Below are 21,367 nucleotides of genomic sequence, written 5' to 3' on the forward strand. Positions count from 1 at the left end.
TTTAAGCCTGTTCCAACTTGGTTTCAACACGGGTCGCGGAAGCAGGGATCTTCCCGGCCGCTACCAGACGCTTGTGCTGCTCGGCTTCGATGCGCTCGATCGTTTCAACCGGAACCATGTAGCCCTGGTCGTCACGTGCAGCGTGGATCACGAAGTAGATGACAGTGCCGGCCAGGCTGGCGATCGCCAACCACCAGATGTGCCAGATCATCGCGAAACCGAATACGGTCAGCAGTGCGCCCATCACCACGCCAGTGGCGGTGTTGTTCGGCATGTGGATCGGCTCGTACTTGGCCGGAGTCTGGTACGCAGTACCGTTTTCCTTGGCTTCGGTGAACGGGTCGATGCAGTCAGCCTTAGGCAGCACAGCGAAGTTGTAGAACGGAGGTGGCGACGAGGTCGACCATTCCAGGGTATGGGCATTCCACGGGTCACCGTGTTCGCACATGTTTTCCGGCTTGTTGCGGTCACGTACCGAGACGTACAGCTGGATCAGCTGGCAAGCGATACCAACGGCGATCAGGATCGCACCGAACATGGCAACGTACAGGTACGGTACCCACTCAGGGTTGGTGGTGGCGTTCAGACGACGGGTCATGCCCATGAAGCCCAGTGCATAGAGCGGCATGAACGCAACGAAGAAGCCCGAGATCCAGAACCAGAACGCTGCTTTACCCCAGCCTTCGTGCAGCTTGAAGCCGAACGCTTTCGGGAAGTAGAAGCCGAAACCTGCGATGTAGCCGAATACCGCGCCGCCGATGATCACGTTGTGGAAGTGCGCGATCACGAACAGGCTGTTGTGCAGAACGAAGTCAGCACCCGGGATGGCCAGCAGTACGCCGGTCATGCCGCCGATGGCGAAGGTCACCATGAAGCCCAGGGTCCACAGAACCTGGCTGGTGAAGCGCAGACGGCCCTGGTAGATGGTGAACAGCCAGTTGAACAGTTTCACACCCGTCGGGATGGAAATCAGCATCGTCGCCAGACCGAAGAAGGCGTTGACGCTGGCACCCGAACCCATGGTGAAGAAGTGGTGCAGCCAAACCATGAAGCCCAGTACCGAGATCGCGCCCGAAGCGTAGATCATCGAGTGGTGGCCGAACAGTTTCTTGCCGGTGAAGGCCGAGATCACTTCCGAGAAGATGCCGAAGGCCGGCAGGATCAGGATGTAAACCTCAGGGTGGCCCCATGCCCAGAACAGGTTGACGTACATCATTGGATTGCCACCAAGTTCATTGGTGAAAATGTGGAAATCCATGTAACGGTCAAGGGTCAGCAGTGCCAGGGTAGCGGTCAGGATCGGGAACGAAGCCACGATCAGAACGTTTGCCCAGGTGCAGGTCCAGGTGAAGATCGGCATGTCCATCAGTTTCATGCCAGGGGTACGCATTTTCAGCACGGTCGCGAGGAAGTTGACCCCCGTTAGCGTTGTACCCAGACCCGATAGCTGTAGCGCCCAGATGTAGTAGTCCATCCCCACGCCAGGGCTGTATTGCAGACCCGACAGCGGTGGATAGGCAACCCAGCCGGTCTTGGCGAATTCGCCGACGCCCAGGGACAGGTTGATCAGCACGACGCCGGACACCAGCAGCCAGAAGCTCAGGGAGTTCAGGAACGGGAACGCAACGTCACGGGCACCGATCTGCAGCGGCACTGCAAGGTTCATCAGGCCGGTGAAGAATGGCATCGCCATGAAGATGATCATGATCACACCGTGAGCGGTGAAGATCTGGTCATAGTGTTCAGGTGGCAGGTAGCCAGGCGAACCCTCGGTGGCCATGGCCAGCTGGGTACGCATCATGATGGCGTCGGCAAAGCCACGCAGCAGCATGACCATGGCAACGATGATGTACATCACGCCGATTTTCTTGTGGTCGACCGACGTCAGCCACTCGGTCCACAAGTAAGTCCACTTCTTGAAGTAGGTGATTGCAGCGAACAACGCCAGACCACCGAGCGCGATCATCGAGATGGTGACCATCACGATCGGCTCGTGGAAAGGGATCGCTTCCCAACTTAATTTACCAAACATCGTTTACTCCTCTGCCCCGGCAGCTGAATGCGAATTCGAGTCCATATCCGTTGCCGCCACTTCTTTCTCTTTCTTCTCGTGCTTCAGCGGCTTGCCCGGTTTCATGCCTTCGTACTTGTCGACGATGGTCTGGAACAGGTTCGGCGTGACCGAGGAGTAGAGCTCGACTGGATTGTTCTGGCTTGGCTTGGCAAGGGCTGCGTATTCAGCTTGTTCAAGCTGTTTAGGTGCCTTTTTGACTTCACTTACCCAGGCGTCGAAATCTTCCTGAGAAGTTGCGATCGCTTTGAATTTCATACCGGTGAAACCAGCGCCGCTGTAGTTGGCGGAGATACCGTCCATTTCAGCGTTGCGGTCAGCGATCAGGTGCAGCTTGGTGGTCATGCCCGCCATCGCGTAGATCTGGCCGCCCAGGCCCGGGATGAAGAACGAGTTCATCACCGCGTCCGAAGTGATCCGGAAGTTGACTGGAGTGTGCGCCGGGAACACGATCTTGTTGACCGTGGCGATGCCTTGTTCCGGGTAGATGAACAGCCACTTCCAGTCCAGCGCGACCACTTCGATGGTCACAGGCTTGACGTCGGATTCGATCGGACGATACGGATCCAGCGAGTGGGTCGACTTGTAGGTGATGTAACCCAGGGCAATGATGATCAGGACCGGAATGGTCCAGACTGCCACTTCGATCTTGGTCGAGTGTGACCATTTCGGGGTGTAGACGGCGTTCTTGTTGGAGGCGCGGTACTTCCAGGCGAACAGGAAGGTCATGACGATGACCGGCACAACAACCAACAGCATCAGCAGCGTAGCGGTGATGATCAGGTTGCGCTGTTCCAGGCCGACCTGGCCCGTTGGATTGAGCAAGGTCATGTTGCAGCCTCCCAGCAACAACGTGCCGAGCAGCGGCACTAGGCCTAGTAATCTGGGGTACCTGTTTTTACTCATCTCACGACCTCTAAAGCAGCTTGCGCAATGCAGTTGGGTTTTGATCGCCAACACTTCACCCTGCCAAGGGTTGGCATTTTCTTTGGATTGAATAAGGGCCGCCCGTCGCGCGTCAGACGCTCGACAAATCCTGGGACAGCGGTCAGTTCTTATTCGAATTCGTGGTCAAAGGCCTTGTTACAGACCAATTCCATTTGGTGCGGAAAGTTGGAAGGCACCGACACCTGGGTGTCTCGCAAGCCTTTCGGCCCCTCGACACCCGACTTCCTGCTCAGTTCCTTATAAAGGTTGAACAGTGCCGGGAATTCAGTGCGGGCGATTGTAGATAGGTAGCGCCCTATACACCATGTCTTATCCCGAAATAATTTTTATCGCTCAGAGCAACAATCCATCACCGTTTTTGCAAAAGTTCCGCATGTTATCGAAATCGATTCTCAACAAAAACACCAAAAAATGTAGGTGTACCTGGCTCGGATCAGACAGTTCCGAAGACTTTTTCCGACATCGTGAAGCGCTTAAACCCCGATAACCCAAGGGCTTTGGCCAATTGCCACAGGTTGTTAAAACTGCCTGTTCCGGCACCAGCGTCCCAAAGCCGAAAAACCCTGAAACAGACCAATCCTTTTTTGTAACAACACTCCAATCCGGGCCTGCGAAAGACACTGCGACACGGCGTGTGTGACAACATGTCGCACACCTGTCGCACCGTCCCTTGCCGTTCGTCACGACGTTTTCACAAAGACCCTGAAATGCAAAACGCCCCGATTTGCGTCACTGCAAATCGAGGCGTTTGTGTTATCGGCGCACGGGCCGAAAAGTTGATTCAGCGCAATGCTTTTCGGTTGCGCGAGGTCAACAGCGGCACCAGGATCACCACCAGCACGAAGGCCACCAGTGCCCATTGCGCCAGCGACAGACCGAGGATCGGCGGGTACGGCGTCGAGCAGAAACCGTCGACCTGGAAGCCCAGCGGGAAGATCTTCGCCAGCGGCAGGTCATCGACAATCGGCTGCAGCACATCGATGCCGCAACTCACCGCCGGGTAGAACTGGGTGTACACGTGATGCCCGGCGACGCCGGCTCCGGCAATCGCGCAGATCACCACCAGCACCTCGAACACGGTGATGCTGCGGCGGGTGCGCATGGCCGCGCCGATGAACGCGAACAGCGCGATCAGCAGCAGTGCGTAACGCTGCAGGATGCACAGCGGGCATGGCGCCTCGCCCAGCACGATCTGCATGTACAGCGCGCCACCGATCAGCGCCAGGCAGATGACGCCCAGCAACACCAGATAGCGCCGTTCACGTCCCAATCGAATCGTTTCCTCGCTCATCGCGTTTCCCTTTCATGTCCATGGTTCAGCTGGCCGGCGGCTGCGCTTGCAGTTGCGCCATCAGGCTGATGTTGTCTTCGATATGCCAATTGGCCGCGATGCGACCGTTGTCGATCTGATAGATATCGGTTGCCCGGAAGTCTACACGCTGGCCCTGCCCTTTGAGAGCCTTGAACGTACCGGTGAAATGCCCGCGAAAGTGCAGATGCACCACCACGCGATCACCGGCGACGATCATTTGTTCGATCTCGCAGCTCAGGTCCGGCACCGCCGTGCGAAAGAACTTCGACGCCAGCAGCGGCCCGGTCGGCCCTTGCACCCGGCCTTCCGGCGGGGTCTTGTCGACAAACTGCGGCGACAGGGCCGCCGTGGCCAACGCCTCTTCGCCCGTGTTCCAGAAACTGCCGTAACGCCGCGCCGCCAGTTCCATTGCATCACGCTGGGTCTTGGGCAGGCTCTGATCGACGATCAGGGTCTGCGGCTGGATCAACGCGGACTCGGCAAAGGCAAACGGACTGGACAACAAGGCAACCGACAGGCCCAACGCGGCCAGGCTGAAACGACGGGAAGAGGCGATGTGCGACATGGGGGCGATCCTGATCATGTAAACGAACGAGCGCCTATCATCAGCATCGGGGAATAAACGATAAACCGGTTAAGAAACGATTAACCTTTAAACAGAATTTAAGAATCGGGGCCGTGTAACGGCCAATCGCTGGCAAGCCAGCTCCCACAGGGATTGGCGTCGTATACACAATCTGTGAACGACACCAACCCCTGTGGGAGCGGGCTTGCCCGCGATACAGACGACTCGGTCTTAAGGCTTATTCCAGAGCCGCCGCCGGCCCGAAGAACTCATACCGGCTCTGCTTCTCCGGCACACCCAGCGCCTTCAGATGACGCTTGATCGCCCCCATGAAGCCTTTCGGCCCGAGGAAGTAGGCGTCCACATCACGCTGCGCCGGCAGCCACTCGCCCAGTTGTTCCTGGCTCAACAGCCCAACCTTGTCCGCCGCCGGACTCACGCCATCATCTTCGGCGTAGCAATAGAAGCGCTTGAGTTGCGGATGACGCTCGGCCAGACCGTCGATCCAGTCACGGAACGCATGCACGCTGCCATTGCGCGCGCAGTGAATGAAATGCACCGGACGCTCGGTTTCCAGCGCCGCTTCCAGCATCGCCAGGGTTGGCGTGATGCCAACGCCGCCACTGATCAACACCAGCGGTTTGTCGCTGGCAGTCAGGGTGAACTCGCCCGATGGCGGAAACAGCTGGATGCTCGCACCGACGTGCAGTTGATCGTGCAGGTAATTGGAGGCGCGGCCGCCCGGTTCGCGCTTGACGCTGATGCGGTACTGACCTTTGTTGACCAGGGCCGAGAGCGAGTAATTGCGGCGGATTTCTTCGCCGTCGAGGATCAGCTTCATGCCGATGTACTGACCTGGCTCGGCTGCGAGAATCGGGCCCTTGTCCGCCGGTTCGAAGTAGAACGAAATGATTTCCGCGCTCTCCTCGACCTTGGCCGCGACGATGAACTCCCGCGCCCCGCGCCAGCCGCCGACGGCCTGTTCTTTCTGGTCATAGATGGCGGTTTCGGCGCCGATCAGGATTTCGGCCAATTGACCGTAGGCCGCGCCCCAGGCACTCATCACTTCCGGCGTGGCAATTTCATCGCCCAGCACTTCGGAGATGGCGCGCAGCAGGCAGGTGCCGACGATCGGGTAATGTTCCGGCAGGATTTGCAGGGCCACGTGCTTGTTGATGATCTTCGCCACCAGATCGCCCAACTGGTCGAGTTGATCGATGTGACGGGCGTACATCAACACACCGTTGGCCAGCGCGCGAGGCTGGTCACCGCTGGCCTGGTGAGCCTGGTTGAACAGCGGGCGGACTTCCGGGTACTCGGAGAGCATCATGCGGTAGAAGTGGGTGATCAGCGCTTCACCGCCGCTTTCCAGCAGAGGCACAGTGGATTTGACGATGGCACGATCCTGGACGCTAAGCATAAGGGTGACTCCTGAGCTTTCTCTAAAAGTGCCTTACGTATTCCAGTAATCGTGCCAAGTATTTTTTCTATATAAATCAATGATTTGAAATTTATGTAGTCAGATCGACACAAGCACCTCTATAGTCGCTTCGACTACAACGCGTCTCTTTGACTACAAGCCTATGTCCGCCAAATCACTGCTCACCGCCCTGCTCCCGCTGGTCTCCGACCTGTCCCGTGAATTGCCCGAAGGCGAGCGCTACCGACGCCTGCTCGAAGCCATGCGCGCCCTGCTTCCCTGCGACGCCGCCGCACTGCTGCGTCTCGACGGCGAATGGCTGGTGCCGCTGGCGGTGGACGGATTGAGTACCGACACCCTCGGGCGACGCTTCAAGGTCAGCGAACACCCGCGTTTCGAAGTGCTGCTGGCAGGCGCGGGGCCGACCCGCTTCGCCGCCGACAGTGAATTGCCCGATCCTTATGACGGGCTGGTCGACGGCCTCGACGATCACCTCGAAGTTCACGACTGCCTCGGCTGCCCGCTGTTCGTCGATGAAAAGCTCTGGGGCCTGATTACTCTGGACGCACTCGATCCCGAGCGTTTCGAACCCATCGAACTCGACGCGCTGCAAGCCTTCGCCAGCCTCGCCTCGGCCATGGTCAACGCCGCCGAACGCATCGAACGTCTGGCGATTCGCGCCGAGGACGAACATCAGCGCGCCGAGGTCTATCGCCAGGCCAGCGGCCAGCAGAACCGTGAAATGATCGGCCAGAGCAAGGCCCACAAACGGCTGGTGGAAGAAATCAATCTGGTGGGCGGCAGCGACCTGACCGTGCTGATCACCGGGGAAACCGGGGTCGGCAAGGAACTGGTGGCCCAGGCGATCCATGCCGCCTCCCAGCGCGCCGACAAACCGATCATCAGCCTCAACTGCGCAGCCCTGCCGGACACGCTGGTGGAAAGCGAACTGTTCGGCCACGTGCGCGGCGCCTTCACCGGCGCCACCAGCGACCGGCGCGGCAAGTTCGAACTGGCCAATGGCGGCACGCTGTTTCTCGATGAGGTCGGCGAGTTGTCGCTGACCGTCCAGGCCAAGTTGTTGCGGGTTTTGCAGAGCGGCCAGTTGCAGCGCCTGGGGTCGGACAAGGAGCATCAGGTCGACGTACGTCTGATCGCCGCAACCAACCGCGATCTGGCCGAAGAAGTGCGCAGCGGCCGCTACCGCGCCGACTTCTACCATCGCCTCAGTGTGTACCCGTTGCGGGTGCCGGCGCTGCGCGAACGGGGTCGCGACGTGTTGCTGCTCAGCGGTTTTTTCCTGGAACAGAACCGCTCGCGCATGGGCCTCAACAGCCTGCGCCTGAACAGCGATGCCCAGGAAGCGCTTCTGGCCTACACCTGGCCGGGCAACGTGCGGGAACTGGAACACCTGATCGGACGCAGCGCGCTGAAGGCGCTGGGTAACTGCAAGGTGCGGCCGAAGATTCTCAGCTTGAGCGCGATGGATCTCGACCTGCCGCGCGAGGTTGTGGATAACTCGCCGGAGCCGGCCAGTGCCGTCGCTTCACTGCCTTTGATTTCCGGGGATCTGCGCACCGCCACCGAGCACTACCAGCGGCAGTTGATCAGTGCCGCGCTCGAGTGCAATCAGGGCAACTGGGCCAGCGCTGCGCGTGAACTGGGGCTGGATCGGGCGAACCTGGGACGGCTGGCCAAGCGGTTGGGGATGAAGGGCTAAAAGCACACCCTCACCCTAGCCCTCTCCCAGAGGGAGAGGGGACTGATTGGGGAATATTGCAGAAGTCCGCCGACGTGAACGATCTTTACTGAATCCATAATCGACTCAGTGGGTCAGGTCGATGTAAGACGCAAGACACCTCGGTCGGCCCCCTCTCCCTCCGGAAGAGGGCTGGGCGGGCGGCGTTCCGATGAGGGGCTCTGGATCTCGACGCCATCCGACAACTGACCTAAAGCCCAACCTTTTGACGCCGATAACCCGGCATCAATAGTTTCTGGCGATTTCCACCCTCGCCCACCACCTTTTTCCACAGAAGGTTTTTATGTCTTCCAACAAAGCCCGCGCAGATTCACTTTCGCTTCTGCTGTTTACCTTGCGCAGCGGCAAGCTGATGGCGATCAACCTGCTGAAAGTCAGTGAAATCATCCCCTGCCCGCCGCTGACCAAGCTGCCGGAGTCGCACCCCCACGTCAAAGGCATCGCCACCCTGCGCGGCGCTTCGCTGTCGGTGATCGACCTGAGCCGCGCCATCGGCGAGCGTCCGCTGGAAGACCCGAACGGCGGCTGCCTGATCGTCACCGACGTCAGCCGTTCGAAACAGGGCCTGCATGTGCAGGCGGTGAGCAAAATCGTGCATTGCCTGACCACCGACATCAAACCGCCGCCGTTCGGCTCCGGCGGCTCCCGCGCCTACATCACTGGCGTGACCTCGGTGGACGGCACGCTGGTGCAGGTGCTGGACATCGAAAAGGTCATCCACGGCATCGCCCCGGCGCAGATCGACATGGCCCCGACCGAACTGAGCATGGAAGACGCCGAAGTGCTGGGCAACGCGCGGATCCTGGTGGTCGACGACAGTCAGGTGGCGTTGCAGCAATCGGTGCACACCCTGCGCAACCTCGGCCTGCAATGCCACACCGCCCGCAGTGCCAAGGAAGCCATCGACTGCCTGCTGGACCTGCAAGGCACCGCGCAACAGATCAATCTGATCGTCTCCGACATCGAAATGTCCGAGATGGACGGCTACGCCTTCACCCGGACCTTGCGCGAGACCCCGGACTTCGCCCACCTTTACGTGCTGCTGCACACCTCGCTGGACAGCGCGATGAACAGCGAAAAGGCCCGGCTCGCCGGCGCCAACGGCGTGCTGACCAAGTTCTCCTCGCCGGAACTGACCCACTGCCTGATCGAAGCGGCCAAACACGTCGCTGCCCAAGGTTACTGAGCCTTGAGCGAGACCTTCTGCTTTCTGATGCGGCGCGACCTGAGCCAGGACGTGCCGGCCATCGAGTGGCCGAACGGCATCGAACTCACCACCTACAGCGTTGAACAAGCAGCCGCCGTGCATGAACTGATGCAGATCGGTTACCGCGAAGGCGGTGGTCGGGTGCCCGCGCTGGACGTCTGGCAGCAGCAGTATGAAACGGACGCCGAATACGATCCGGCGCTGTGTTTCATCGCCAGCGATGCCGACGGCGTCATCGGTGTGGCGCAATGCTGGACCAGTTCCTATATCAAGAATCTGGTGGTGCATCCTCGTGCCCAAGGACGTGGATTGGGTCGGGCGTTGCTGCTGCATGCATTCAAGGCGTTTCAGGATCGGCGCGAAGGCTTTGTCGATCTGAAGGTGCTGGAAGACAACCTGCGAGCGCGACAGCTGTATGAAAAGTCTGGAATGTATGTGGTCCGCCGGGAATTGGTGCCCGACTGACAGACCGCCATCGCTGGCAAGCCAGCTCCCACAGGTTTCCGGGTGTTTGCAAAATCTGTATACGCCATCAATCCCTGTGGGAGCGGGCTTGCCCGCGATGACGGCCTCAAGACAACTTTTCCCGCTCAGGCATACTCCAACCTTGGCCTAAACCCAAGGATGCCCGAACCATGAAACGCCTCGCCCTCTCCGTACTGTGTCTCATCGCCCCGTTTGCCCACGCCTCCAGCCCCGACGCCTGGGCGGCGTACGACAAAACCGTGCTCGCCAGTTGCACCAAGGCCAGCGGTCTGAAAGACGCCAAACCGGTCGGCAACGCCGCGCAATTCGATGACCGCGTGGGCTACACCGCGCTGTTGCTACAAGGCCAGTACCCGCAGAAGCATATAAAGGGCCAGCAAGGCACCGAGCTGTGCCTGTACAACAAAAAGTCGAAAACCGCGTTCGTCACCGAATGGGACTCGATCCGCCCGACCGCCAAACCCTGAGCGAATGGCGCACAACTTGCTTCACTCAGGGCCTGTACGGCGACTTTATGTCGCCGATTCGCACCCTGATTGAAGATCGCCCGCTCAATGAATACGACCTTTTCCTGCGTAGGTTGCGGCAAATGCTGCACCGATCACCATGTGCCCCTGACCCTGGCCGAAGCCCGCATGTGGGCGGCCGACGGCGGTCAGGTGATCGTGCTGGTGGAGGCGTTTCTCGCCAACGGCCTGGGCCTGCCGGCGCAACAGCGTGAGCACGCGCAACGTCGTTCGGCGGTGGTGCGCAGCGGAACATCCGACGCCCATGTGGCGATCACCTTCGCCGCCTACAACGTCGGTCCCTGCCGGAATCTTGACGAAGACAAGCTGTGCCGCATCTACGAGCGCCGGCCGCTGGTGTGCCGCATCTATCCCGCCGAAATCAATCCGCACATTGCGCTGAACCCTGCCGCCAAGGACTGCCCGCCGGAATCATGGCAACAGGGGCCGGAACTGATCGTCGGTGGCGAACTGGTGGATCAGGAACTGGTGACATTGATCCAGCGCTCCCGTCAGGCCGATCGCGACGACATCCGGACCAAGGATGCGATCTGCGGCTTGCTCGGCATCCGCACCACCGCGCTCAAGGGCGACGGGTTTACCGCGTATCTGCCGGATATGGGCGTATTTGCTTCGGTGATCGATCAGGTCACCGCGCAGCCATTGAGCGAAGTCTCCAGCGAGTGGCTGTTTCATCTGTCCGGTGATGATGTGGCCGGGCAGGTGCGGGCGGCAGGCGCACAAGTGGTCACCGAACCGCCGCAGACCTACGCGTTCATTTCCCTGCGCGCGGCCTAGGATCCCTGCCGCCGCCCCCAGAACTCCCGCGCCAGCGAACGCAAATCCCCCGCCAGCCCCGCCACATCCTGTGAGTTGAGCTGGCTCTGGCGCCCTTCATCCACAGTCAACTCACACGCCGTACGAATGCTGACGATATTGCGGTTGATGTCCTCGCTCACCGCGCTCTGCTCCTCGACTGCGGCGGCAATCTGCAGGCTCATCTCGGTGATCTGCTCGACTCGCCCACTGATGCCATCCAGCGCACGGGCCGCACGCTGCGCCTGTTCGACACTGTTATCCACATGCTCGCTGCTTTGCTGCATCACCAGCACCGCATCCCGGGCGCCGTTCTGCAGGGTGCTGATCATCCGCTGAATCTCGTTGGTCGACTGCTGAGTGCGCTGGGCCAGCCCCCGCACCTCATCGGCCACCACCGCAAACCCGCGCCCGGCATCCCCGGCCCGAGCCGCTTCGATCGCCGCGTTAAGCGCCAGCAGATTGGTCTGCTCGGCGATGCTGCGAATCACCTCCAGCACCCCGGAAATCTCGCTGCTGTGACCCTCGAGCTGATGAATCACCTCGGTCGCCCGGCCCAATTCCTCAGCTAGTCGCAACACCGCGCTGCGACTTTCGCCAACCAGCAGATGACCTTCACGGGTTTCCGTCCCCGCCATATCCGCCGCCACCGACGCCTGCTGCGCATGACTGGCGACCTCGGCCACACTGGCCGCCATCTGATGAATCGCCGCCGCCACCTGATCGGTTTCCGCCTGCTGCGCCAAGGTGCTGGTATGACTGCTGTGCAAATGATCTACCAATTGCGCCGCATGCCCGGCCAGCCGTTGCGACGCATCGCCGATCCGCCCGACCACCGCGCCGACCTGAGCCTCGAGCATCTGCAAGGCGAACTCGATCTGCCCGAACTGATCCCGCCGCCCGGTATAAATGCCCTGACTCAACGGGTTGTCGGCAATCTGTTTCGCGCGTTCGGTCAGCCGCTCCAGCGGTCGCAACAACCAGCTCACGCCCAGCGCACACGCGCCACTGCCGGCCACCAGCGCAGCGGCCTCAATACCCATGGACTCCGGCCGCAGCCAGGCTTCAATCCCCAGCACCACCGCCAGCACCGAACTGGTCAACGCCACAATCCGCGCCCGCAAGCCCAACACCGGCAGCCGCTGCCAACGCGACACCTGCTTCCCACGCAATTGCGCGTAAGCCCGTTCTGCTGCCGCGATCTGCCGGGCATCCGGCCGCGTGCGTACCGACTGAAACTCCACCGCCGCACCGTTCTGCGTGACCGGCGTGACATAGGCACTGACCCAGTAGTGATCACCGTTCTTGCAACGATTCTTCACCAGCCCCATCCACGAGCGCCCTCGCTTGAGCGTCTGCCACATATGGGCAAACGCCTGCGCCGGCATGTCCGGATGACGTAACAGGTTATGCGGCGTGCCCAGCAGCTCGTCACGGCTGTAACCGCTGATCTTGATGAAGTCGTCGTTGGCGTAGGTGATCGCGCTGGTCAGATCGGTGGTCGAGAGAATGTTCGCATCCGGCGCAACATCGACATTGCGCCCGGTCACCGGGAGATTGATCTTCATGGAAAGCGCGCTCGTTTTATTGGAAAGAGTCGGCAGGGCTGCTGACTCTAAGCGCACTAATCGGTTAAACGTTGATCTGGCTCAGGAACTGAGCAATTAGCCATCACTGTGACCGAAAATCACAGACGATGGCTGCAGGAGGGAAGTGAATCAGCGCTTGCCCATCGAACGACGAGTGCCCGACGGGGCCACACCCGGGGTCCTGGCGTGACGGTCACCGTCCTTGCCCTTGAACTGCGGCTGCTTGGCGGCTTTGGCGGCGGCCAGTTCACCTGGCTTGAACGGAAACTTGAACGCAGGAATGGTCGGCTTGGATTCGCCGGCCTCGGCCAGCTCTGCCGGGACATCGCTCACAGCGTTGTCGATTGGGGAAGTCATGAAAGCTCCGGAAAGCAAAAAGTCCGGCCCGGTGAATGAGCCGCGAAGGCGCGCAGTATACCTGCGCGCGAGGAGTTTAAAGAGTCCCCGAAAGTGCATGACCGGTGCCTTTTGGGGACTCGTCGACTAGCGGATCACGTCTGCGGATCTACCCGATCCAGCGCCCGGTTCACCGCCAGCTCCGCCAGCATGATGATCTGCTGGATCCCGAGCGCCGTACTGCGCTGCGAACCTGTGAGTTCATTGGCGAAATTGCTGGCGATGGTACTGGCCGAGGCCAAGGATTCGCAGGCATTGACCAACAGGCTTTCGGTATCAACGTTGGGAGTGACCATGAACATCGTGCTCGGGCGCGGCTTGGAAGGGTTGGGGCAGAGGTAGTAGTCGAGGGCGCGTTTGATGGCTTCGCGGTTACGGGCGAGGTCTTCGGCGCGCATGGCTTCTTCGAGAGGGGTGGGTGATTCGAGAGGTGGGTCGGGTACGGGCTTCGTCATTGAAATGTTCCTGTTCAATAGCCAGCACTCGTCGTTTCTCACGCGACGAAGTGGTGGCAGCTATGTGCGGAGTGAGAAACCGGTAGGAACAGATCCGGCCGGACCGAAGTCCGCCCGCACACAGCCGCCATAAAACATTGCAAGCAGCAGATAAGCCGGCGGCAATTATGGTGGTACTGATGATGGATTAACAGTTCCTAAGGGTTCTCACACCCGATCACAGAGTTTTCTGCGACAGCCAAAGACTAGAGAGCGCGTTTCCGACGGACAACCTGAAAACGTTGTGGGAAGAGTCCGGAGTTGTTGTTGAAATTTAAACAACTTCAAGAGCTGCCCTCACCCTAGCCCTCTCCCGGAGGGAGAGGGGACTGACCGTGTTGTTTGGGAGGGCTGCGCCGACGTGACATACCGTGGTGAACTCGGGTTTTAAAAAACACACATCTCGCACCTGCCTTTGCCTTTGCCTTTGCCTTTGCCTTTGCTTCCACCACTCAAAACGATGAGCGTTAGCTCGAGTACCGCTTTTGACGTACCGGCCCCATCGGAAGGCTGAGTGGAGGGGTTTATCCGGGGGTGGGAGCGCAGCGACCGTTTGGCGAAGCCAAACACATCGAGAGGAGGTGCAGCGAAGCAAACCGTAGGCGATGCCCCCGGATGAATCCCGGAACGAAGGAACGCCGAGCCTCAGCGAGGTGCCGAACGCCGGGGCCCAGCCTTTTGGTTACTTTTTGGCGTTTGAAAAAGTGACCCGCTGTAAGAGCGGAACCGCCAGCCGCAACACCCGAAGAAACGGATATTCACCCATAACCCCAAGAACCTGGTCGGCCCATAGGCCGCCAAGTCAAAGCCGAAACTGACAGCGCCGTCAGTTAGCCGTCACCCTCCTGACCCCCAAACAAGTTTATAAAGAACCAACCTGCCCAAACCCCGTCCCCCTGGCGCCCCACAAGCATGCAAATCCAGAAGAAAAAGGCCCTGCTCGCCACCCTGCTGATCGCCCTCGCAGCCGCCGGCCTGTGGTATGCGATAAAACCCGCACCCGCCAAACTGGCCGCCCCGACTGCAATCCCGGTCAGGGTCGTCGCCGTCAGCGAAAAAGACGTCCCCCGCTACACCAGCGGCATCGGCTCGGTGCTCTCGCTGCACAGCGTGGTGGTACGTCCACAGATCGACGGCATCCTCACCAAGCTGCTGGTCAAAGAAGGTCAATTGGTGAAACAGGGCGACCTGCTCGCCACCATCGACGACCGCTCGATCCGCGCCAGCCTCGACCAGGCCCGTGCACAACTGGGCGAAAGCCAGGCGCAACTGCAAGTGGCGCTGGTCAACCTCAAGCGCTACAAACTGCTCAGCGTCGACGACGGCGTCTCCAAGCAGACCTACGATCAGCAACAGGCACTGGTCAACCAGCTCAAGGCCTCCGCCCAAGGCAATCAGGCCTCGATTGACGCGGCGCAGGTACAACTTTCCTACACCCAGATTCGCTCCCCGGTCACTGGTCGCGTCGGCATTCGTACGGTCGACGAAGGCAACTTCCTGCGCATGACCGACACCCAGGGTCTGTTCACCGTGACCCAGATCGACCCGATCGCTGTCGAGTTCTCCCTGCCCCAGCAAATGCTGCCGACCCTGCAAGGCCTGATCAGCGATCCGCAGCGCGCTCAGGTCAAGGCCTACATCGGCGCCGATACCGATGGCGAAACCGGCAACCTGCTCGGCGAAGGTCATCTGACCCTGATCGACAACCAGATCAACGCCAACACCGGCACCATTCGCGCCAAGGCCGAATTCGACAACCCCAACCAGAAACTCTGGCCCGGCCTGCTGGTGACGGTAAAGATTCAGACGGCGCTGGATAAAGATGCGCTGGTGGTCCCACCCACCGTCGTACAGCGCGGGCTGGATCAACACTTCGTGTATCGGGTCAACGGCGACAAGGTTGAAGCGGTGCAAGTACAAATGGTCTATCAGGGCAGCGGCCAGGACATCATTAAAGGCGTGAACCCCGGCGACGTTTTGGTCAGTGACGGCCAGTCACGGCTCAAGCCCGGTTCGACCGTGCAGGTCATGAGCGAACCGCCGCAGGTGGTGCAAGCGGAGCCCAAGCCATGAAGCAACACAAAGGCGTTTCGACCTGGTGCATCGACCACCCGGTGGCGACGATTCTGCTGACCATCGCGCTGGTGCTGGTCGGGGTGATTGCCTTCCCGCGCCTGCCGATTGCCCCGTTGCCGGAAGCGGAATTTCCGACCATTCAGGTCTCCGCCCAACTGCCCGGCGCCAGCCCGGACACCATGGCGTCGTCCGTAGCCACGCCGCTGGAGGTGCAATTCAGCGCCATCCCCGGCATGACCCAGATGACCTCCAGCAGTGCGCTGGGCTCCAGCCTGCTGACCCTGCAATTCACCCTCGACAAGAGCATCGATACCGCCGCCCAGGAAGTGCAGGCCGCGATCAACACCGCCGCCGGCAAGCTGCCGAAAGACATGCCGACCCTGCCGACGTGGAAGAAGGTCAACCCGGCCGACAGCCCGGTGCTGATCCTCAGCGTCAGTTCCACGCAGATGCCCGGCACCGAACTCAGTGACCTGGTGGAAACTCTGCTGGCCCGTCAGATCAGTCAGATCGACGGTGTAGGCCAGATCAACATCACCGGTCAGCAACGTCCGGCCATTCGCGTACAGGCCTCGGCGGACAAACTGGCGGCCATCGGCCTGACGCTTGCGGACATTCGTCTGGCGATCCAGCAGACCAGCCTCAACCTCGCCAAAGGTGCGTTGTACGGCGAGTCGAGCATTTCCACGCTGTCGACCAACGACCAGCTGTTCCACCCCGAGGAATACAGCCAGCTCATCGTTTCCTACAAGGACGGCGCCCCGGTTCATCTCAAGGATGTCGCCAAAGTCGTCAACGGTTCGGAAGATGCCTACGTGCAAGCGTGGGCCGGCGATCAACCGGGGGTGAACCTGGTGATCTCCCGCCAGCCGGGGGCCAACATCGTCGAGACCGTGGATCGCATCCAGGCCGCCCTGCCCGGCCTCGAAGCCATGTTGCCGGCCTCGGTGCAGGTCAAGGTGCTGATCGACCGTACCCAGACCATTCGCGCCTCCCTGCATGAAGTGGAAGTCACCCTGCTGATCGCGATCCTGCTGGTGGTGGCGGTGATGGCGCTGTTCCTGCGTCAGTTGTCGGCGACGATGATTGTGTCGGCGGTGCTCGGCGTATCGCTGACCGCCAGTTTCGCCTTGATGTACCTGCTCGGTTTCAGCCTGAACAACCTGACGCTGGTAGCCATCGTGGTGGCAGTAGGTTTCGTGGTCGACGATGCGATCGTGGTGGTGGAGAACATTCACCGCCATCTGGAGGCCGGCGACAGCATGCGCGAAGCGGCGGTCAAGGGTGCCGGGGAGATCGGCTTCACCGTGGTCTCGATCAGTTTCTCGCTGGTGGCGGCGTTCATTCCGTTGCTGTTCATGGGCGGTGTGGTCGGGCGCCTGTTCAAGGAGTTCGCCCTGACGGCCACTTCGACCATCATGATTTCCGTGGTGGTGTCGCTGACCCTGGCGCCAACCCTCGCCGCACTGTTCATGCGCAAACCGGTGCATCACGCCCATGACAAACCGGGCTTCAGCGAACGCCTGCTCGGCTGGTACGAAAAAGGCCTGCGTCGCGCCCTCGCCCACCAAAAACTGATGATCGGCGTGTTCGGGATCTCGGTTGCGCTGGCCATCGGCGGCTACATCTTTATCCCCAAAGGGTTCTTCCCGGTGCAGGACACCGGCTTCGTCCTCGGCACGACGGAAGCCGCTGCGGACATCTCCTACAGCGACATGGTGAAAAAGCACCTGGCGATGGCGGAGATCGTCGCCGCCGACCCGGCCGTGCAGGCGTTTTCCCATTCGGTGGGCGTGTCCGGCAGCAACCAGACCATCGCCAACGGCCGTTTCTGGATCGCCCTGAAAAAACGCGGTGATCGCGATGTTTCGGCCAGCCAGTTCATCGACCGTATCCGTCCGCAATTGATGAAGGTCCCCGGCATCGTCCTCTACCTGCGCGCCGGCCAGGACATCAACCTCAGCTCCGGCCCGAGCCGTGCGCAGTATCAATACGTGCTCAAGAGCAACGACGGGCCGACCCTCGCCACCTGGACCCAGAAGCTCACGGAAAAACTGCGCAGCATCCCGGCGTTCCGTGACATTTCCAACGACCTGCAACTGGGCGGCAGCATCACCCACATCAGCATCGACCGCAGCGCCGCCGCGCGTTTCGGCCTGACGGCGAGTGATGTCGACGAGGCGCTGTACGACGCCTTTGGGCAGCGGCAGATCAACGAGTTCCAGACCCAGGTCAACCAGTACAACGTGATTCTGGAGCTGGACACCGCGCAGCGCGGCAAGGCCGAAAGCCTCAATTATTTCTACCTGCGCTCGCCGCTCAGCGGGGAAATGGTGCCGCTGTCGGCGCTGGCCCGATTCGACGCACCGACCATCGGCCCGCTGTCGATTGCTCACGACGGCATGTTCCCGGCCGCCAATCTGTCGTTCAACCTGGCGCCCGGCGTGGCGTTGGGCGACGCGGTGATCCTGCTCAACCAGGCCAAGGCCGAGATCGGCATGCCGACCGCCATCAGCGGCAACTTCCAGGGCGCGGCCCAGGCGTTCCAGAGTTCCCTCGCCAGTCAGCCATGGCTGATTCTCGCGGCGCTGGTAGCGGTGTACATCATTCTGGGTGTGCTTTATGAAAGCTTCGTCCATCCACTGACGATCATCTCGACCTTGCCGGCGGCGGGTCTGGGTGCGGTGATCATGCTGTGGATCTGCGGCCAGGACTTTTCGATCATGGCGCTGATCGGACTGGTGTTGTTGATCGGTATCGTCAAGAAGAACGGCATCCTGATGATCGACTTCGCCCTCGAAGCCCAGCGTCATCGTGGACTGGCACCCCAGGATGCGATTTTCGAGGCATGCCTGACGCGGTTCCGACCGATCATCATGACCACCCTCGCCGCCCTGCTCGGCGCCCTGCCACTGATGCTCGGCTACGGCACCGGCGCCGAACTGCGCCAGCCGCTGGGGATCGCGGTCGTGGGCGGTTTGCTGGTGAGCCAGATGCTGACGCTGTTCACCACGCCGGTCATATACTTGTGGCTTGAGCGGCTGTTCCACAAGCCCAAACCGGCGCCCGTCGCGGCGCTGGCAACGACAGACTGAGGCGGGTCATGCGCGTCCTGATTATCGAAGACGAAGAGAAAACCGCGGACTATCTGCACCGCGGCCTGACGGAACAGGGTTACACCGTGGATCTGGCCCGCGACGGCGTCGAGGGCCTGCACCTGGCGCTGGAAAGCGACTACGCGGTGATCGTCCTTGACGTGATGCTGCCGGGCCTCGATGGCTTTGGCGTGCTGCGCGCCTTGCGTGCGCGCAAGCAGACGCCGGTGATCATGCTCACCGCCCGCGAACGGGTCGAAGACCGGATCCGGGGTTTGCGTGACGGCGCTGACGATTACCTCGGCAAGCCGTTTTCCTTCCTCGAACTGGTGGCGCGCCTGCAAGCCCTGACCCGCCGCAGTGGCGGCCATGAACCGGTGCAAGTGAGCATCGCCGACCTGTGGATCGATCTGATCAGTCGCAAGGCCACCCGTGCCGGCACCCGGCTGGACCTGACCGCCAAGGAGTTTTCGCTGCTCAGCGTGCTGGCCCGGCGTCAGGGCGAAATCCTCTCGAAAACCGCGATTGCGGAGATGGTCTGGGACATCAATTTCGACAGCGACGCCAACGTCGTCGAAGTCGCGATCAAGCGCCTGCGGGCCAAGCTCGACGGGCCGTTCGACGAGAAACTGCTGCACACCATCCGTGGCATGGGTTATGTGCTGGAGAGCCGTGGTGTCCAGTAACTCCATCGCTTTGCGCCTGAGCGGCATGTTCACGCTGGTGGCGTTGCTGGTGTTCCTGTTAATCGGTGGCGCGCTCTATCAACAAGTGGACAAGGGCTTGGGGTTGTTGCCGGAAGCCGAGCTGGATGCGCGTTACAGCGTGCTCGAATCCACGGTCGGCCGTTATGGCACGCCCGAGCATTGGGTCAAGATCAACAGCAAACTCAAGCTGCTCGGCGAAGAAGACAAGCGCATCAGTTTCTGGATCAGCAGCGGCGATCCGCAGTACGAGTACGGCGACTTCACCCCGCAGATTCGCGACTTCGCCAATGGCCCGCTGGGCATGCGCGACCTGCAATTGCCCGGTCAGCCCTACCCGTTGAAAGTGCTGGTCAGCCAGTTCCCGGCCAAGGATCAACGCCCGCCGCTGCGCTTCATGATCGGCATCGATACCGAGACCTTTCACCAGACCCAGCACAACCTGCTGATCGCCTTGATCGGCCTGGCGATTGTCGGCGTCTTGCTGGCCTCGGCACTGGGTTACTGGGTGGCGCGAATCGGCCTCAAGCCGTTGATCAAACTGTCCCACGAGGCCCAACGCCTGGCGCCACCGCTGCGGGCCGGGCGTCTGCGTCTGTCGCCGCTGCCGCCGGAGCTGGAACAGTTTGTTGACTCGTTCAACTCGACGCTGGAGCGGGTCGAACAGGCGTATTCACGGCTGGAATCGTTCAACGCCGACGTGGCCCATGAGCTGCGCTCGCCGCTGACCAACCTGATCGGCCAGACCCAGGTCGCCCTCACTCGCGGGCGCTCCGCCGAGCATTATTTCGAAGTGCTGCAATCCAACCTCGAAGAACTGGAACGCCTGCGCTCGATCATCAATGACATGCTGTTTCTGGCCAGCGCCGATCAGGGCAGCAAGGCCACCAAACTGACCTCGACGTCGCTGGCCGACGAAGTAGCGACCACCCTCGAATACCTCGATTTCATCCTCGAAGATGCACAGGTCCAGGTCCATGTGAGTGGCGACGCACAGGTGCAGATCGAGATCGCCCATCTGCGCCGGGCATTGATCAATCTGTTGAGCAACGCCGTGCAACACACCGCGCCGGGACAGGTGATCGAAGTGCAGATCACGGTCGAGGAACATCAGGTCAGCATCGGCGTGGCCAACCCCGGTGCGCCGATTGCCGGCGAGCATCTGCCACGGCTGTTCGAGCGCTTCTACCGGGTCGATGCGTCGCGCAGCAACAGTGGCAACAACCATGGCCTGGGGCTGGCGATCGTCAAGGCGATTGCGCTGATGCATGGGGGGGATGTGTTTGTGCGTAGTGATCGGGGGATGAACACTTTCGGGATTCATTTGCCAGTTTGAATGTGGGCAGCTTCAGATCGCCCCCTCACCCTAACCCTCTCCCGGAGGTAGAGGGGACTGACCGAGTTGTTCTTTCGAAGTACGCCGACCTGAAGGCTCGAGTCGTACTCAAGCTTTGAAAAGGCCCCGACCTGCTCCCTTTCCCCCTTGGGGGAGAGGGCTGGGGTGAGGGGGGGACTTTTGCTTTTGCTGTAACAGTCATTTATGAAAATCGCGCTGTTTCCCGGTGCCCGGCGACCTTATCTTTGCCCGCACCAAACAGCACTTGCCAAGCAAGAAGGTTTTCAAGATGTCCAACAGTATGGGTATTGCCAGCGCTTTCGTTTTGTCCTCATTGATCCTGTCGCCGATGGCGATGGCTGAAGAATCGCAGTCGTTCGTAGCGCAGAATGCCGCTCGCGCTCACGCATTCGAACAGCATCAGGCAGAAGTGATGGCCAAGGCTCAAGACGCCACGCAAGCCCCTCAGGCTGCAACTTCCCAGGCTCAGGCAGCCGAGAAAGACAGCTGAGTCACGCACCACGCAACGTTTCCCTCGACGCGGTTGTTTGGCTCTTCCCGTTCAACCGTCGTCCTTCCAGGCCACT

The 21,367-nt window shown here is 60.7% G+C and carries 18 protein-coding genes and 1 pseudogene; 10 read left to right on the forward strand and 9 right to left on the reverse strand.

Features of this window, described 5'->3' with window-relative positions; genetic code table 11:
- Position 1: 1 nt before the first annotated feature.
- From cyoB to hmpA, 5 genes are all read right to left on the reverse strand, one after another.
- Entirely contained in the window at positions 2–2,032 is a 2,031-nt protein-coding gene (gene cyoB, locus IF189_RS23180) for a cytochrome o ubiquinol oxidase subunit I (protein WP_085701769.1), read from the reverse strand.
- A gap of 3 nt (positions 2,033–2,035) precedes the next feature.
- Positions 2,036–2,977 (reverse strand): ubiquinol oxidase subunit II, encoded by a 942-nt coding sequence (gene cyoA, locus IF189_RS23185; RefSeq protein ID WP_065261342.1) that lies wholly within the window; start codon positions 2,975–2,977, stop codon positions 2,036–2,038.
- Between the two features lie 823 nt (positions 2,978–3,800).
- Positions 3,801–4,310, reverse strand: coding sequence for a disulfide bond formation protein B (locus IF189_RS23190; RefSeq protein WP_085709370.1), 510 nt, complete (start codon positions 4,308–4,310; stop codon positions 3,801–3,803).
- Positions 4,311–4,335: 25 nt separating this feature from the next.
- Entirely contained in the window at positions 4,336–4,896 is a 561-nt protein-coding gene (locus IF189_RS23195; protein ID WP_192552333.1) for an ester cyclase, read from the reverse strand.
- A 238-nt stretch (positions 4,897–5,134) separates the two neighbouring features.
- Complete coding sequence (hmpA, locus tag IF189_RS23200; protein WP_192552334.1) at positions 5,135–6,316, reverse strand: NO-inducible flavohemoprotein; 1,182 nt, start codon at positions 6,314–6,316, stop codon at positions 5,135–5,137.
- Positions 6,317–6,479: 163 nt separating this feature from the next.
- Between hmpA and norR the strand changes: the two genes are divergently transcribed.
- The 5 genes from norR to IF189_RS23225 all read left to right on the forward strand — a co-directional run bounded on the left by norR (position 6,480) and on the right by IF189_RS23225 (position 11,072).
- Positions 6,480–8,036, forward strand: coding sequence for a nitric oxide reductase transcriptional regulator NorR (gene norR, locus IF189_RS23205; RefSeq protein WP_192552335.1), 1,557 nt, complete (start codon positions 6,480–6,482; stop codon positions 8,034–8,036).
- Positions 8,037–8,358: 322 nt separating this feature from the next.
- The gene (locus tag IF189_RS23210) at positions 8,359–9,261 is read left to right on the forward strand and encodes a chemotaxis protein CheV (protein WP_085709366.1); all 903 of its coding nucleotides are present in this window, start codon (positions 8,359–8,361) and stop codon (positions 9,259–9,261) included.
- Between the two features lie 27 nt (positions 9,262–9,288).
- On the forward strand, positions 9,289–9,747 hold the full coding sequence (locus IF189_RS23215; RefSeq protein ID WP_192553602.1) for a GNAT family N-acetyltransferase: 459 nt from the start codon (positions 9,289–9,291) through the stop codon (positions 9,745–9,747).
- Positions 9,748–9,917: 170 nt separating this feature from the next.
- Entirely contained in the window at positions 9,918–10,235 is a 318-nt protein-coding gene (locus IF189_RS23220; protein WP_192552336.1) for a hypothetical protein, read from the forward strand.
- An 87-nt stretch (positions 10,236–10,322) separates the two neighbouring features.
- On the forward strand, positions 10,323–11,072 hold the full coding sequence (locus IF189_RS23225; protein WP_192552337.1) for a YkgJ family cysteine cluster protein: 750 nt from the start codon (positions 10,323–10,325) through the stop codon (positions 11,070–11,072).
- Here the strand turns inward: IF189_RS23225 and IF189_RS23230 are convergent.
- From IF189_RS23230 to IF189_RS23240, 4 genes and pseudogenes are all read right to left on the reverse strand, one after another.
- Positions 11,069–12,133: a methyl-accepting chemotaxis protein gene (locus IF189_RS23230; protein WP_413038536.1), complete on the reverse strand. Its 1,065-nt coding sequence runs from the start codon at positions 12,131–12,133 to the stop codon at positions 11,069–11,071. The two genes, IF189_RS23225 and IF189_RS23230, sit on opposite strands and share 4 nt — an antisense overlap.
- A gap of 243 nt (positions 12,134–12,376) precedes the next feature.
- Positions 12,377–12,658, reverse strand: a pseudogene (locus tag IF189_RS29220) (PAS domain-containing protein); the annotation flags it as partial.
- A 150-nt stretch (positions 12,659–12,808) separates the two neighbouring features.
- Positions 12,809–13,036, reverse strand: coding sequence for a hypothetical protein (locus IF189_RS23235; RefSeq protein ID WP_114885412.1), 228 nt, complete (start codon positions 13,034–13,036; stop codon positions 12,809–12,811).
- 134 nt (positions 13,037–13,170) lie between these two features.
- A complete protein-coding gene (locus tag IF189_RS23240; protein ID WP_134828040.1) occupies positions 13,171–13,530 on the reverse strand; it encodes a DUF6124 family protein in 360 nt (119 codons plus the stop codon).
- 951 nt (positions 13,531–14,481) lie between these two features.
- Between IF189_RS23240 and IF189_RS23245 the strand changes: the two genes are divergently transcribed.
- The 5 genes from IF189_RS23245 (at position 14,482) to IF189_RS23265 (ending at position 21,291) form a co-directional block, all read left to right on the forward strand.
- Positions 14,482–15,642, forward strand: coding sequence for an efflux RND transporter periplasmic adaptor subunit (locus IF189_RS23245; RefSeq protein ID WP_192552338.1), 1,161 nt, complete (start codon positions 14,482–14,484; stop codon positions 15,640–15,642).
- Positions 15,639–18,740 carry a multidrug efflux RND transporter permease subunit gene (locus IF189_RS23250; RefSeq protein WP_192552339.1) on the forward strand — a complete coding sequence of 1,034 codons (3,102 nt, stop codon included), beginning with the start codon at positions 15,639–15,641 and terminating at the stop codon, positions 18,738–18,740. The genes IF189_RS23245 and IF189_RS23250 overlap by 4 nt, the downstream gene beginning before the upstream one ends.
- Before the next feature lie 8 nt (positions 18,741–18,748).
- The gene (locus tag IF189_RS23255; protein ID WP_003228008.1) at positions 18,749–19,426 is read left to right on the forward strand and encodes a heavy metal response regulator transcription factor; all 678 of its coding nucleotides are present in this window, start codon (positions 18,749–18,751) and stop codon (positions 19,424–19,426) included.
- Complete coding sequence (locus IF189_RS23260) at positions 19,416–20,780, forward strand: heavy metal sensor histidine kinase (protein WP_192552340.1); 1,365 nt, start codon at positions 19,416–19,418, stop codon at positions 20,778–20,780. Before IF189_RS23255 ends, IF189_RS23260 begins: the two co-directional genes overlap by 11 nt.
- 289 nt (positions 20,781–21,069) lie before the next feature.
- Positions 21,070–21,291, forward strand: a complete 222-nt coding sequence (locus tag IF189_RS23265) for a hypothetical protein (protein WP_085709734.1) — start codon at positions 21,070–21,072, stop codon at positions 21,289–21,291.
- The last annotated feature ends 76 nt before the right edge of the window (positions 21,292–21,367 follow it).

Origin of the sequence: Pseudomonas sp. IzPS59 (assembly GCF_014863505.1) — a bacterium.
Taxonomy (GTDB): domain Bacteria; phylum Pseudomonadota; class Gammaproteobacteria; order Pseudomonadales; family Pseudomonadaceae; genus Aquipseudomonas; species Aquipseudomonas kribbensis.